Below are 14,526 nucleotides of genomic sequence, written 5' to 3' on the forward strand. Positions count from 1 at the left end.
CGGATCAGCGTAGTACCGACGGCCGTCGGAGTTGTTGTCAATGTGGGTGTTCACTCCGACAGGCCGCTTGGCGGAGATTGTCCAAATTGTCAGAATTCGTTGCGACGCAACGAATTCAAGCATTCTGGCGCTTTGCCTGAGTGGGGTCAGATCGACGTCCCGGAGGCTTGCTGCGTTCACCTTTTGTTCGCCGAGATATCAGTACGCTTCGCCCGACGTTGCCGAAGGCGGCGACCGAAGGACACTCCGAGAGGAATTCATGAGCACGATCGAGTCACCGGTGCGCGCACGCCGGGGGGCCTTGACGGCGATCGCCGCGGGCGCCATCGCGGCCGGTATCACCGCGGGCGCGGCGGCACCCGCCCACGCCGACACCTTCGTTCCGCTGCCGAACGGCAGCGTGTCGGCGCACGACCTCACGCTGACGCGCACCAACGAGTCGGCACAGGTGTCACCGTCGATGGCCGCCAACGGTGCCGGACGCAACGTGTGGGTCAGCGCCAACATCACGTTGAAGGCCCCCAAGCTGCAGCCCACCGGATCGTTCCCGGCCAACGGTCCCGCGGGTGAGGCGACGATGCCGGGCACCAACGGCACCTCCAACGACGGCTCGGCCGCGACCCTGTCGGCCGGGTATATCGTCGGCTGCCAGGTCAACATCGGCAGCCTGACCGCCGGTATCACCGGCAGCATCACCTCGGCCGGCGTGCCCGGTGCGTCGGGGTCGCTGAGCGTTCCGCTGACCCCTGGTCAGGTGACCTTCGTGCAGATCGACAGCTACGACATCGCCAAGGCCGGCACCTACTACTTCAACTACCAGCGGTTCGCCATGCAGATCCAGAACTGCGCGGGCTATGCGCAGGCGCGGTCGTTCGTCACCGTCGAGACCGGCGGAAACGACCACAACAAGATCAACCTCTATGGCAAGCCGTTCTCGATCGGCTGACCGGCCCCACTCGACACCGACGAACTACACAAGGAACACAATGACAATCCGTTTCACGCGTCTCTCGGTTCTTGCCGGTGTGCCCGCCGCCGCGGCGATCGCCGTCCTGGCCACCGCGGGTGCCGCGGCCGCCGATGTCCACGTCTCCCTCCCGTCTCAGACCCAGACGCTGACCACCGGTGACGGCGTCGGGGTCACCCTGACTCGATCGGGCGAGACCGCCACCATCAGCCCGTCGCTGGGCAGCACCCCGCTGCACCGCAACGCCTGGGTGTCGGCGACCTACAACGTCACCACCAGCAAGCCGGTCAGCAAGATCAAGTTCCAGGCCGGTTACACCGTCGGCTGCCAGGTGAACCTCAACGGCTTCACCAACTCGAACACCCCGTCGGGGTCGGTGTCTACCGCGGGCGTTGCCTCGGGAACAGTCAACGAGGGTGGCTCGATCTCGATCGGCCCCGGCCAGGCTGTCAACTACTACGTCTACGACTACGAGCGCGCCGATCCGTTCGGCAACGACCAGCACAAGTCGTGGGTGCCGATCGTCAAGACCACCCATGGCGAGGTCAGCTACACCAACGAGACCATGCAGGTCAACGGGTGTGCCGGCTATGCGCAGGCGCGGTCGTTCGCCAATGTGTACATCATGGGCGACCACGGGGAGCAGATCGTCAGCTTCTACGGACAGCCGTTCAGTCTCGGGTAACCCTCTCACAGCCGGGACTGGCTGAGGTGACGACGTGCGACGCATCCCTGCAGGGGTCGCGTCGCACGTCCATCTGTGCGCCCACGAGCGTGTGGTGGGCGCAGTGGCGGGCTCGCCGCGTGAGACGATCGAGCAATGACTTCCGAGCCGACGACGCACGAGCCGACGGTGAACGAGCCGACGGGGCCGGCCAATGAGTCGATGGTCACCGTGATCATCGCCTTCGCCATGAACATCCTTGTGGCCGTGGCGAAGACCGTTGCAGCGGTGATCACCGGGTCGGCGTCGATGGTCGCCGAGTCGGCGCACTCGTGGGCCGATGCGGGCAACGAGGTGTTCTTGCTGATCGCCGAACGGCGTGGTGGCCTGGGGCGTGATCGGGCACATCCGTTCGGCCATGGCCGGGAAACCTACATCTGGTCGATGTTCGCCGCCTTCGGCTTGTTCGCCGTCGGCGCTGCGGTGTCGGTGATGCATGGCATCACCTCGCTCTCGCATCCCGAGCCCGACGCCGACTACGTCGTCGGCTACCTCGTGTTGGCGATCTCGGCGGTTCTGGAGGCGACGTCGTTCATCCAATCGATCCGGCAGGCCCGTGCGGGCGGGCGACGAATCTCGATGCACCCGTTACGTTTTGTCAGTCGTACCTCCAACACCACGCTCCGCGCGGTGTTCGCCGAGGATGCCGCGGCTTTGGTGGGCCTGGCGATCGCGGCCACCGGGATGGCGCTGCACGAGATCACCGGGTCGGCGGTGTACGACGCGGTCGGTTCAATCCTGGTGGGCCTGTTGCTGGGCGTCATCGCGATCTTCCTGATCAAACGTAACGGCGAATTCCTGTTGGGGCAGAGTGCCTTGCCCGCCACCCGGCAGGCGATGTTGCGTCGGCTCCTCGACCACCCGGACATCGACCGCGTCACCTATCTGCACATCGAATATGTTGGGCCGGTCCAGTATTACCTCGTCGCCGCCATCGACATCCGCGGCGATCTGCGAGAGCACGACGTCGCGGTTCTGTTGCGCCGCATCGAGGCCGAGATCGAGGAGCAGGACGCGATCGTGGAGGCGGTACTCACGCTGTCCACCGCCGACGAGCCGTCGTTGTTGGAATGAAGGCGGGCCGGACTGACGACGTCCGGAGTGAAGGTGGTTGGGAGACCATAAGGACGACGGCATGATGAGTGTTCAGAATCCGGCGTGCATCTCCCAGTAGAGGATCTCGGCGTCGCCGGCCGCGGTGACCGAGACGTCGCCGGCATCGGTCAGGCGTGCGGCATCACCGTCGGTGAGACGAGTGTCGTCGAATGCGACCGATCCACGCACGACATACAGGTGACCGAATCGGGCGCCCGGCAGCACCACCGAGGTGCCCGCGGTCATTCGCGCAGCATGCAGTGCGGCAAACGGATTCGGCAAAGACAGTGCGCCGCTGTGACGATCGCGGTCGAGTCCCGACACGATCGGCACGAGTTCGCCGGTCGACAGTGCGGAGGTGACGTCGGTTTCGGCGTATTCCGGTTCGCGACCGGCATATTCGGTCGCCACCCACATCTGCACGACGCGCAATCGGGTGCGCTCGGTGCGGGTGGCGGCATTGCGTTCGGAGTGGGTGATGCCGGTGCCCGCGGTCATCCGCTGCACGACGCCGGGCGTGAGGATTCCGGAGTTGCCGCGCGAATCCCGATGATGCAGTGCGCCGTCGACGACCCAGGTGATGATCTCGACGTCGGTGTGCTCGTGGGTGTCGAAGCCCTCGGCGGCGTCCACGGTGTCGTCGTTGTTGACCAGCAGGACGCCGTGCGCGTTGCCGACGAGGTCGAAATTGCCGGTGGCGGGAAAGGATTGGAGCGAGGTGAGCCATTCGTTGTCCCACCGGTGGCGGGCGTCGGAACGGATCACCTGAATCGTGTGCTCGGTGGTCGTCATCGAGGGGTCTCGCCTTCCAGGTCGTCGAGATGGGTGGCCAGCGTGCGCATCAGATCGCCCAGTGCCGCACCGTCCTGCGCGGTCAGTGCCGCGGAGTAGAGGCGCCGCACGGCCGTGCCGTGATCATGAGCCGCGGCTGTGAACGCCGCACGCCCGTCGTCGGTGAGCACCGCATAGCTCCCACGCCGATCCTCGGGGACCGCAGCGCGTGACAGCCAACCCCGCCGCACCATCACATCGATCTGATACGAGAGCCGCGAGGTCGAGAAGACCATCCGGTGCGACAGCTCACGCATCCGGGCTCGACCATCGGGGCATTCGTGCAGGATCAACAGAATGTGATAGTCCGACAACGACATTCCGCAGTGTCGGCGCAGATCGTCGTCGAGCAGGGTTTGCAGGCGAGCGCTGGTCTCGATAAACGGACGCCACGCGTCCGTCACGGGATCAGCACTCGCCCGCCCGCCTGCGGTGCCAGGGGCTCGGCTCATCGGGTACCGGTGTGCGGCATCAGCGCATTCGGCGGAACGACGCCGAGACGTCCGGCCTGGAAATCCTCCATGGCCTCGATCAACTGTTCGCGGGTGTTCATCACGAACGGACCATACTGGGCGACGGGCTCGCGGAGCGGTTGACCGCCGAGAAACAGCACCTCCAGTGCCGGCCGGTTGCTGTCCTGCCCGGCGTCGGCACTGACGGTGATGCGGTCGCCGGCGCCGAAGACCGCGAGTTGTCCCTGCTCGATGGGCCGGGCGTCGGGGCCGACGGTTCCCCGACCGGACAACACGTAGGCCAGTGCGTTGAAGTCGGTGCGCCACGGCACCGACACCGACGCGCCCGGTTCGATCGTGGTGTGCGCGACAGTGATCGGGGTGTGGGTGGACCCCGGACCGGCATGTCCGTCGATCTCGCCGGCGATGATGCGCACCAGCGCACCGCCGTCGGGGGAGGCGACCAGGGCGACGTTGCCGCCCTCGAGATTCTGGTAGCGCGGCGTGAGGAACTTGTCCTTGGCGGGCAGGTTCACCCACAGCTGGATGCCGTGGAACAGACCGCCCGATTCCACCAGTTCGGCGGGCGGGGTCTCGATGTGCAGGATGCCCGATCCGGCGGTCATCCACTGGGTGGCGCCGTTCTCGATGAGACCTCCGCCGCCGGTCGAATCCTGGTGCTGGAAGCGGCCGTCGATCATGTAGGTGACGGTCTCGAATCCGCGGTGCGGATGCCAGTCGGTGCCCTTCGGTTCACCCGGCTGATAGTCGACCTCGCCCATCTGATCCATGTGGATGAACGGGTCGAGCGCCGATGTGGGCACGCCGGCGAAGGCACGCACCACGGGGAAACCCTCGCCCTCATAGCCGCGCGGGCCGCGGGTGATGGTGCGGACCGGGCGTTCGGTGGCCTCGAGCGGTGCCGGCGTCAGCCGGGGCAGGGTGGTGGTGTCGGCGGTGACGGCGGGCATGGGGTCCTCCTCGGATCGAGATTGCTCAAATCTGAGCAACTGAACGACTCAACCAGGGAGGTGCTCGAGGTATTCCGTCCCCACACACGAGCCTGTCTGGAGGTGAACGCCCACTCACTCGGGCGTATCCCGGTGAGTCTGTCGTCGCCGCGACAACCCCTCGGCCGCTGAAGTCTGGGCTACATCAGCGCCGGTGTGCGCCGGCTCCCCAGCGATCGGGATTGGGGAACTGCAGAACGGATTGTTGGAGGGCTGCCCCGAAATCGGCTGCCGACCAGCCGGCGTCCTGAGTCCACGTCGCCGTCGCCGCAGGGTGCAACCACACCGACAAGTCGGTGCCGTCGAGGGACAGGCACTGACCGTGGACATGTGCCGAGTCGTCGCCGGCGAGGTAGACGGCCAGCGGAGCGATGGACTCGGCCGGCGAAAAGGCCAGTGCATGTTCCACTGTCGTGTCGCCGTCGAACACAGCCGTCATGTCGGTGGCGGCGATCGGTGCCAGGGCAGTGACGGTGATGCCGTGGCGGGCGAGTTCGAGGTCCATGACCCTCGTCAGTCCGACGATGCCGGCCCTGGCTGCGGCATAGTTGGCTTGTCCGAACATGCCGAACAGCCCGGATCCCGACGTGATGTTCAGGATTCGTCCGCCACCCGCTCCGCGGATGGCCCGAGCGGCTGCGGCACCGCACGAGAAGGTTCCGCGGAGGTGGACGGCGAGCACCTCGTCGAACTCTGCCACCGACATCCGGGTGAAGGATCGGTCGCGGGTGATACCGGCATTGTTGATGAGCATGTCGATGCGGCCGAAGGAGCGCACGCAGTGATCGATCAGGTCACGACAGAACGAGTCGTCGGCCACCGAACCGGCCAGTCCCACCGCGACTCCTCCGCGCGCGGTGATCTCGTCCACCGCGGCATCGGTGGATTCTCGGCCGGTGCCGTTGACGACCACACCGGCGTCGGCGAGGGCCTGCGCGAACGCACGGCCGAGTCCGCGCGTCGATCCGGGGATCACCATCGCGCGATCACGCAGTGGGGTCGGCGACTCGGTACTCATGGACGACGGGTGCTCACGAACGACGCGGGGCTCATCGACGGCGCGTGAGCGACATCAGGTAGGCGCCGCCGAGAAGTCCGCCACGTTCGGGTAGCGCACCGAGCTGACGGAGCATGTCGGAGATGTCGTACGCCGAGCGGTAGTGCGACAGGCGGTGGTCGGTGAACTCCAGGAAGATGTCGCAGCCGTGCGCATCATAGGTGGCCTTGGGATGGAGTTTCGCCGGTCCGTGGCCGAACTGACGGAACAGCACGATGCCGCGTTGCGCGTCGGAGGAGGAGAATCGCTCGATCTCCTCGAAGGCCACATCGGGCATGGCTTGCCAGATCTTCTCGGTGTACTCGGCGACGCCGTCGATGCCGTGGATCACCTCGGGCCAGAAAACCCGGTCGTCCCAGGTGATGTCGGGATGCAACAGAGCCAGCACCTCGTCGGTGGAGTGCGAGTTCCAAGCGGCCAGCCAGCGGGTGGAGAAGTCGTCGAGGAAGCTGCGCGAGGCAGCAGCTCCGGTTGTGCTCATGTCTGACATCGATGATCTCACTTGGTGATTCGCTTGTAGGCGGCGCCGATACGCTCGATGACATCGGCGTGCCAGATCACCTCACGGTAGGCGAGCGTCTCGTAGGTGAGTGCACTGATGGGGTCCATCGCGGTGGAGCGTCGTGCCATCTCCTTGTTGTTGACTGCGGATGCGGTGGTGGTCTCGGCGATCGAGCGTGCCAGCCTCGTGGCCTCCGCGACGACGGTTCCGGTGGGTACCAGCCGGTCGAGGAGCCCGATCCGGGACGCCTCGGCCGCGTCGATCCGATCGCCGGAGAACGTCAGCAGCTTGGCCTGGCTGAGACCGACGATCTTCCAGAGGGGCGAAAAGTACGGTGTCAGGCCCATTTTGATCTGGGGGAATCCCATGATCACGTTCTCCGCGCCGATCCGGATGTCGCAGAACACCGCGATATCGCACCCGCCGCCGAGAGCCGGGCCGCCCACCGCGGCGATGGTCGGCTTCACATAATCCAGGAGCGTTCCGTACGCGCGCAGGCACGCAGCAGAATAGGCGTCGCGGCGCTCCTGATTGGTGAACATCGACTGCAGTTTGAGATCGAGTCCGGCGCAGAAGATCTCCTCACCACCGGTCAGTACGACGCAGGCGACGTCGTCGTCGGCCGCCCAGTCGTCGAGGCAGTCACTCAGGTCGGCGAACAGTTCCAGGCTCAAGGCATTGCGACGTTCGTAGCGGCTGAACGTGATGGTGCCGACCCCGTTGTCGATCGAGGTGGTGATTTCGGTGTATGTGCGTGTCATGGACATTCCTCTGGTGTGTGTCGGTGTCAGGGGGTGGTGGAAATCGATACGTCTGATGCGGTGTGCGCACGGGCGTAGGTCTCTTGGAGCCGCTTCTTCTGCAGCTTGCCGGTGGGTGTCCGTGGTAGCGAGTCGACGAAGTCGACGGACTTGGGTGCCTTGTAGTGCGCAACTCGTTCTCGCGCATGGGCGATCAGTTCGTCGGCGGTCGCGTCGTCGGCGCTCACCCCGGGCTCGAGAATCACCACGGCCTTGACCTGCTGACCCATCTCCGGGTCGGGGACCCCGATGACCGCGACGTCGAAGACCTTCGGGTGCAAGGTGAGCACGTCCTCCACCTCCTGGGGGTAGATGTTGACGCCACCCGAGATGATCATGAATGTCTTGCGGTCGGTGAGGAACAGAGAGCCGTCGTCGTCGAGGTAGCCGACATCCCCGACGGTGGTCCACGTGGGATGATCGGGATGCTGTGCCTGCGCGGTCTTCTCGGGATCTCGGTGGTATTCGAAGGGCAGCACATCGCGCTCGAAATAAATGGTTCCGGTTGCGCCGGAGGGTATCTCGTGCCCGTCGTCGTCACAGATGTGGACGATACCCATGACGGCTCGGCCCACGGAACCGGGCTTGGCGAGCCATTGCTCCGAGGTGATGAACGTCAGGCCGTTCGCCTCGGTGGCGCTGTAGTACTCGAAGAGAATCGGCCCCAGCCAGTCGATCATCGCCCGTTTGACATCCACCGGGCACGGAGCCGCGGCGTGAACGAGGACGCGCAGCGACGACACGTCGTGGCGTGCACGCTGCTCGTCGGTGAGCTTGAGCAGCCGGACGAACATGGTGGGCACCATCTGCGTCGCGGTGATCCGGTATTTCTCGATATAGCCCAACGTCTCCTCGGCCTCGAACCGGGAGGCGATCACGACGGTGGCCCCGACTGCCAGCAGCCCGGCCGTCCAGCCCAGCGGTGCCGCGTGGTAAATCGGCGCGGTCGACAGGTAGACGTCGTCACTGCCGAGACCGAAGAATCGGTCGAGAAGCAGGTACAGGGGTTCGCCCGGCTCGTCGACCTGACGGTTGGGTAGTGGAGGTTTGATGCCCTTGGGGAAGCCCGTGGTACCGGACGAGTAGAGCATCATCGCCCCGCATGGCTGATCGGTGAGCGGTTCGCCGGCCGCGGCGAGAGCCTGTTCATACGATCCGAAACCGTCGACACCGCCACCGAACGCGAGTTGCAGTGCAGGCGTATCGATCTGCATGTTTACCTGCAGCGCGAGGTCGGAGAGGTCGGCGGACACGATCAGGGCGCGGGCGCCGCTGTCGGTGACGATGTAGGCAACCTCGTCGGCGGTGAGATGCCGGTTGACCGCCGTGATGTAGAGACCGGCCCGCCGGGTGCCCCAGTAGACCTCCAACGCCTCGGGGGTGTTGGTCGTCAGAAGCGCGACGGTGTCACCGGCTCGCAGACCGGCATCCACGAGTACCCGGGCGAGGGCCGCGGAGTTCCGATCGAGCTCACCATAGGTGAGTACGCGGCCGGTGTCGGCGATCACGATGGCCGGTTTGTCCGGCTGGGTGCGGGCGGTGTCGCCGGGATAGTTGGACTGGCTCATGATCATTCCTTCTCGGGTGATGGCCGGTTCGGGCGGCTGAGGGTGGCCGTGGCGCGGGTGCCGACCCCATGGGTACCGGCGAGCTCCGCCTCGACGGTGCCGAACGCCCGGCCGAGCCGTCGCTCGCGTACTCCGATCTGCAGCACCGAGTTGTCCGCGACGAGTGGCTTCAGGAACTCGACGCCGACGTTGACGATGCCGACCGGCTCGCCCAACCGCGCGGTCGTCACGCGTGCGATGGCCTCGCACAGGGCAGCGGCCTGCACGCCGCCATGGGTCACCCCGGACGGATTGGCGATGGCATCTCCGGTGGGCAGTGTGCCGGTGCCGGAGCGGTGATCGATCTCGAGGTGCAGCAGGTCGGACAGGCTCGCCGACGGGGCAGATGTCGACCGCGCCACGTAGGGGTGGGGAAGAGGAACATCAACGGCGACAAAGGCACCCATGCCGGTGGCGACCAATGCGCCGTCGGCGGTGCGGAACTCGGCGGTACTCATCGAGAGCGCATCGGAGGTGAACGATCGGCGGCCGATGCCGCGTATCGACGTCGCAGACCACAGCGTCGGAGCGTGCACATTGAGGTCCATCCGTAGGGTGACGGCGCTGGTGATCGAGCAACCCCCGAGCGCGGCCCGGGCGAGTAACAGGTCGAGCGCGACCGTCAGCCAGCCAGGATTCGCATCCGCTTGTGGCTTGTGCGTGTCCGCCGCAACATGGTTGTCCGTCGAACCGACGAGTCGAACGCCGAACAGTTCGTCGGGAATACCCGTCGGCCCTGTCAGACCGGTGAAAGAGTCGGCACAGTCCCGGTAGTCGTCGACGAATCGTAGGGTGTCGAGGTCGGACTCGAGGCGGTTCGTGGAACCCGGCATCTGATCAGTCACTCAGCCGCGCGCCGTATTCGGTGGCGAGGTCGGGAATGGTCGGGAGCCGGAACTTCTGGATCTTTCCCGACGCGGTGGTCGTGATCGACTCCACGACATGCCATTCGACCGGAAACTTGACGCGCGCGAGTGTGAGGCCGTCGAGGTGGCGCAGGTACTTGTCCGCGCCGGTCCACGCGACCCCGTCCGCGAGGCTGATCCAGGTGCCCACGGCTTCGCCGAAGCGTTCGTCGGGCACCGCGGTCACCGCCGCCTGAGCGATGTCGGGATGCGACAACAGGGCGGCCTCGATGTCCTGCGTGGAGAACTTCTCACCGCCACGATTGACGATGTCCTTGGACCGCCCGGTCATCCGGACCCAACCGTCGGCGACGAGCCCGACATCCCCGGGGTAGAACCAGCCATCGCCGTCGATCTGCGCCGCGGTGACGACGGGATCGGTGTAGCCGTCGAACAATTGGGGTCCGCGGATGCGGAATTCACCGATCTCGCCGTCGGCCAGTGGCTGCCGCTGGTCGTCGACCGCCTCGATCTCGATCCCGTCGAGCAGGCATCCGTCCCACTCGGCACGCTGGTCGACCGATTGCGATCGGTCTGCGGCGGTACAGATTCCGGCGGTTTCGGTCATCCCGTAGCAGCGCGTCGCCCGGATGCCCACGGTCTGCGCGTCGCGTACCAGACCGGGCGAGATGGTCGCTCCGGCGCACATGTAGTCGTCGAGACGGTGCCGCGTGCCGGCTCCCTTGCGGTACCGGTCGACCAGTTCCTGCAGAAAGACCGTCGCGCCCATCATGAGCGTGACGCCCTCACGTTCGATGATCTCGACGGCTGTATCGGCATCCCAGCCCGGCATGATCACCGAACGCGCACCCAAGAACGCGGGAAAGATCACCCCCGCGACGAAACCGCCGAGGTGTGACAACGGGGTTGCGGCGGCGAGCACCGTCGTCTCGTCGAGTTCCATCACCGAGGCGAAGTTGCGGAGGTGGGCGATCAGCGCCCGCGACGACAGCAGGGCGCCCTTGGGCGCCGACGTCGTGCCGGACGTGTAGAGGATGAGCGCCGGCTCCTCGGCTGCCAGCGGAGCGGGGAGCTCGGCCGTCGGCGCTGACCCGATCGCGGGAACCCGGGTCCAGCCGTCAGCGTTGCCGCCCACCAAGAACTTCATGCGCGGTCGGTGTCCGAGTTTGTCGAGCGCCGTGTCGATCTCGCGCCACGGCGACCTCGTTGCCAATGCGTGGGCCACAGCGATCACCGTCGGACGGGCGTCGGCGATGATCTGGGCCGTCTCGTGTTCGCGATAGATCGGCACCACCGGAACGTTGACCGCGCCGATCCGGAAGGCCGCCACCTGGAGCACCAGGGCTTCCAGGCAATTCGGTAACTGGACCAGTACCCGGTCGCCCCGGCGCACACCGCCCGCCACCATCGCCGAGCCCACCGCTTCGGTCCACGCCGAGAATTCACCGTAGGACAGGCGGCTGTCGTTGAACGAGAACAACTCCCGGTCCGGGAAGCGGGCGGCCTGGCGAGCGATCAGGTCGCCGATCCGCTCGTCGGTCCACAGTCCCAGCTCGGCGTAGTGCTGGGCGCGGTTGGCGGAACTCTTGAGCATGGGGACTCCGGAACGTCAGTGTGTCGTGTCTGACAAACCCTACAGCATGTCCGGAAATTATGGAAATAAAAACGAACGCTGTGTACGATTTGTGTGTCGCTTGAACCGACCCGCGATCGACGCCGTGTTGATCACGTAATCCACTGGGAAATAAGGACTATCACTGATGTCGAGATATGAGTACCTGTTGACCTCGATCGAGGACGGCGTCGGCATCATGACGCTGAACCATCCCGAGAAGCGCAACGCGTTGGGATGGGAACTACATCACGAGATCATCGCGGCGCTCGAGGAATGGGCCTACGACGACGAGGTGGCGGCGGTTCTGATCATCGGTACCGAGGAGTACTTCTGCGCGGGCTGGGCGCTCGATGTCCTGCAGGACACGAAGGACTCCGATCGCACCAGGTTCACGGATCTGGCGTTGCGTTTGATGGTGGCGATCTATGACTATCGAAAGCCCACGATCGCCGCCGCCGCCGGGGTCTGCCCGGGCTACGGCATGGATGTTGCCAACATGTGCGACATCACCATCGCTTCGGCAAATGCCTCATTTGGTTCCACCCAGGTCAAGTACGCGATGAACGGCTTTTACCACGGCATGCTGGGCAAGATGAACACGCAGCGGGCCCGTCGTATGTTGTTCACCGGCGACCCGATCTCGGCGGAGGAGGCGGTGCGGGTCGGACTCGTCGACGAGGTGGTCGAGGTGGGCACGCTCCGGGAAAGCGCTCTCGCGCTGGCGAAACAGATCGCCGAGAACGGTGCGGAACTGACCTCGGTGTTGAAAGAGGTCGCCTTGCGAGCACAGAACATGGATCACGTCGGTGCGACCGCCTACGAATTGCGGGTCACCCATGATCTGGTGCAGCGCGGCCTGTTCGCCAAGCGGATCGCGACCGGGCTCGAGCGGCTGAAGTCGGGTCGGAGCAGGGCGACCGAGCGGACCGCGCTGTGATCCCCGTATGAGACGACGATCCCCGACACTGCTGCGCCCCGGTGAGTACCCGGGGCGCAGCAGTGTCAGGGGGAGCGGTTGTCTCACAGGCCGATCGAGCGACCGATGATCTCCTTCATGATCTCGGTGGTGCCGCCGTAGATCGTCTGGATGCGGGCATCGACAAACGCACGACTGACCGGATACTCCTTCATGTATCCGTACCCGCCGTGCAGTTGTAGGCACCGATCGGCGACGCGCATCTGCAGTTCGGTGGTCCACCACTTGGCCTTTGCCGCCTGCACCGGCGAAAGCTCCTTGCGGACATGCAGTTGTACACAGTGATCGACGAACACCCGGGCGATGTCGACCTCGGTCTCGAGTTCGGCGAGGAGGAAACGGCTGTTCTGGAAGGACCCGATCGATTGGCCGAAGGCCTTGCGATCCTTGACATAGTCGATGGTCCGGGTGAGTGTCCCCTCGGCCGCGGCAACCGCGGTCACCGCCAGCGACAGCCGCTCCTGGGGAAGGTTGCGCATGAGTTGGTAGAAGCCCTCGCCCTCGTCGCCGAGCCGATTGGTGATCGGGACCCGGACGTCGGTGAAGGCCAGTTCGCTGGTGTCCTGCCCGTGCAGGCCGAGCTTGTCGAGGTTGCGGCCTTTCTCGAAGCCGGGTGTGCCATCTTCCACCACAACCAATGTCAGGCCTTTGTGTGTGTCATCGGAAGTACGCGCGGCGACAACGACGAGATCGCAGTTCTGCCCGTTCGAGATGAATGTCTTGGAGCCGTTGATCACATAATGGTCTCCGTCGCGCACCGCTCGGGTCCGGATGCCCGACAGGTCGCTGCCCGTGCCCGGTTCGGTCATCGCGATGGCGCCGATGAGTGATCCGTCGGTGAGACCGGGAAGCCACCGTTGCTTCTGCTCGTCAGTGGTCAGATCGAGCAGGTACGGTCCCACGACGTCGTTCTGCAAGGCCAGGCCGAGCCCCGCCGAGCCGAAGCCGGACCTGGCGAACTCCTCGTCGACGACCGCATTGAAGCGGAAATCGTCGATACCGGCCCCGCCGAACCGTTCGGGGGTGGGGAACAACAGCAGACCGGCCGCACCGGCCTCCTCGAAGAACCGGCGATCGACGCGCTTGTCGGCCTCCCACCGGTCGAAATCCGGCTCCACGACTCGACCGATGAATGCCGAAACCGTGTTTCGGAAGTCATCGTGGTCGGCGTCGAAGATTCGGTGGTCTGACGAGTGTGGGCGGGTGTGGGTGGTCATGAGTTGCCTTCTGCTCCCAAAAATCGAACAACATGTTCGCCTGATACCGAAACCGTACACCATGTTCGAATTGACCCGGCTCCCTCTGGCTCACAACGTCGCCCGATCAGCGGCTAGGGTTGACCAATGGCAGCACGAACACGCGAGCCGGCGCGCACCCCGGGACGCGAACGTCAGCGGGAGACCACGATCCGCCGTGCCACCGAAGCGGCCGAGACGCTACTTGCCGACGGTGTGCCGTTCGCCGAGATCAGTGTCGAACAAGTCATCTCACGAGCCGGGATTGCGCGCTCGACGTTCTACACACACTTCGACGATCTCGGCCACCTGCTGCGCGAACTCGGCGACGGTGTGGTCACCGAGCTGATCGTCGCCGCACGCAAATGGATGGATCTCGACGCCGACATCACCCACGATAAGCTGCGCGACGCGCTAGACGGCGTGGTCAAGGTCTACCGACACCGGCAAAAGCTCCTGGGGGCTCTGGCCGAGGCCTCCACCTCCGATCCGGCGGTGCGTGACGAGTTCCACCGGCTCCTGTCCGCCGGTCACGTCGAGCTGGCCAAACACATCACCAGGGGGCAGGACGCGGGTACCGTTCGCCGCGACATCGATGCGGAGCCGACCGCCGGGTGGATCGTGTGGATGGTCGAACGAGGTCTGTATCAACAGATTCGGGTCGCGAAACCACGAATGGTCACACGTCATGTCGACGCGCTGACCGAGATCATCTGGCGGGCGTTGTACGAGATCGGATGATGTCGGATGTCTGTGTGCACCGGGACGGACCAACGCCGGATGGTTGCG

15 protein-coding genes are annotated in these 14,526 nt (G+C 65.3%); 5 read left to right on the forward strand and 10 right to left on the reverse strand.

The genetic code is table 11. The features are described 5' to 3' along the window. Positions 1–259 precede the first annotated feature (259 nt). From J6U32_RS10085 to J6U32_RS10095, 3 genes are all read left to right on the forward strand, one after another. Positions 260–946 carry an MspA family porin gene (locus J6U32_RS10085; RefSeq protein WP_208795179.1) on the forward strand — a complete coding sequence of 229 codons (687 nt, stop codon included), beginning with the start codon at positions 260–262 and terminating at the stop codon, positions 944–946. A gap of 40 nt (positions 947–986) precedes the next feature. Beyond that, positions 987–1,652 (forward strand): MspA family porin, encoded by a 666-nt coding sequence (locus tag J6U32_RS10090; protein WP_208795181.1) that lies wholly within the window; start codon positions 987–989, stop codon positions 1,650–1,652. Between the two features lie 135 nt (positions 1,653–1,787). After that, positions 1,788–2,765 carry a cation diffusion facilitator family transporter gene (locus tag J6U32_RS10095; protein ID WP_208795183.1) on the forward strand — a complete coding sequence of 326 codons (978 nt, stop codon included), beginning with the start codon at positions 1,788–1,790 and terminating at the stop codon, positions 2,763–2,765. A 72-nt stretch (positions 2,766–2,837) separates the two neighbouring features. Here J6U32_RS10095 and J6U32_RS10100 read toward each other — a convergent pair whose 3' ends face one another. The 9 genes from J6U32_RS10100 to J6U32_RS10140 form a co-directional block, all read right to left on the reverse strand. Next, the gene (locus J6U32_RS10100) at positions 2,838–3,578 is read right to left on the reverse strand and encodes a pirin family protein (RefSeq protein ID WP_208795185.1); all 741 of its coding nucleotides are present in this window, start codon (positions 3,576–3,578) and stop codon (positions 2,838–2,840) included. Next, the gene (locus tag J6U32_RS10105) at positions 3,575–4,069 is read right to left on the reverse strand and encodes a MarR family winged helix-turn-helix transcriptional regulator (protein ID WP_208795187.1); all 495 of its coding nucleotides are present in this window, start codon (positions 4,067–4,069) and stop codon (positions 3,575–3,577) included. The genes J6U32_RS10100 and J6U32_RS10105 overlap by 4 nt, the downstream gene beginning before the upstream one ends. Further along, the gene (locus J6U32_RS10110; RefSeq protein ID WP_208795188.1) at positions 4,066–5,040 is read right to left on the reverse strand and encodes a pirin family protein; all 975 of its coding nucleotides are present in this window, start codon (positions 5,038–5,040) and stop codon (positions 4,066–4,068) included. Before J6U32_RS10110 ends, J6U32_RS10105 begins: the two co-directional genes overlap by 4 nt. Positions 5,041–5,224: 184 nt before the next feature. Continuing rightward, the gene (locus tag J6U32_RS10115; protein WP_208795189.1) at positions 5,225–6,097 is read right to left on the reverse strand and encodes an SDR family NAD(P)-dependent oxidoreductase; all 873 of its coding nucleotides are present in this window, start codon (positions 6,095–6,097) and stop codon (positions 5,225–5,227) included. 31 nt (positions 6,098–6,128) lie between these two features. After that, positions 6,129–6,617, reverse strand: a complete 489-nt coding sequence (locus J6U32_RS10120; RefSeq protein WP_208795190.1) for a nuclear transport factor 2 family protein — start codon at positions 6,615–6,617, stop codon at positions 6,129–6,131. 17 nt (positions 6,618–6,634) lie between these two features. Next, entirely contained in the window at positions 6,635–7,399 is a 765-nt protein-coding gene (locus J6U32_RS10125; protein WP_208795191.1) for an enoyl-CoA hydratase/isomerase family protein, read from the reverse strand. A gap of 26 nt (positions 7,400–7,425) precedes the next feature. Beyond that, a complete protein-coding gene (locus J6U32_RS10130) occupies positions 7,426–9,006 on the reverse strand; it encodes an AMP-binding protein (protein WP_208795193.1) in 1,581 nt (526 codons plus the stop codon). Between the two features lie 2 nt (positions 9,007–9,008). Continuing rightward, positions 9,009–9,878, reverse strand: a complete 870-nt coding sequence (locus tag J6U32_RS10135; RefSeq protein ID WP_208795195.1) for an acyl-CoA thioesterase domain-containing protein — start codon at positions 9,876–9,878, stop codon at positions 9,009–9,011. Positions 9,879–9,882: 4 nt separating this feature from the next. Next, positions 9,883–11,505 carry a class I adenylate-forming enzyme family protein gene (locus J6U32_RS10140; protein ID WP_208795196.1) on the reverse strand — a complete coding sequence of 541 codons (1,623 nt, stop codon included), beginning with the start codon at positions 11,503–11,505 and terminating at the stop codon, positions 9,883–9,885. 166 nt (positions 11,506–11,671) lie between these two features. Between J6U32_RS10140 and J6U32_RS10145 the strand changes: the two genes are divergently transcribed. Further along, entirely contained in the window at positions 11,672–12,463 is a 792-nt protein-coding gene (locus J6U32_RS10145; protein ID WP_208795198.1) for an enoyl-CoA hydratase/isomerase family protein, read from the forward strand. An 83-nt stretch (positions 12,464–12,546) separates the two neighbouring features. Here J6U32_RS10145 and J6U32_RS10150 read toward each other — a convergent pair whose 3' ends face one another. Next, entirely contained in the window at positions 12,547–13,719 is a 1,173-nt protein-coding gene (locus J6U32_RS10150; RefSeq protein ID WP_208795200.1) for an acyl-CoA dehydrogenase family protein, read from the reverse strand. A 126-nt stretch (positions 13,720–13,845) separates the two neighbouring features. Here J6U32_RS10150 and J6U32_RS10155 point away from each other — a divergent pair, with 126 nt between their 5' ends. Next, the gene (locus tag J6U32_RS10155; RefSeq protein WP_208795202.1) at positions 13,846–14,478 is read left to right on the forward strand and encodes a TetR/AcrR family transcriptional regulator; all 633 of its coding nucleotides are present in this window, start codon (positions 13,846–13,848) and stop codon (positions 14,476–14,478) included. The last annotated feature ends 48 nt before the right edge of the window (positions 14,479–14,526 follow it).

The sequence above is a fragment of the Gordonia polyisoprenivorans genome, assembly GCF_017654315.1.
Lineage (GTDB): Bacteria > Actinomycetota > Actinomycetes > Mycobacteriales > Mycobacteriaceae > Gordonia > Gordonia polyisoprenivorans_A.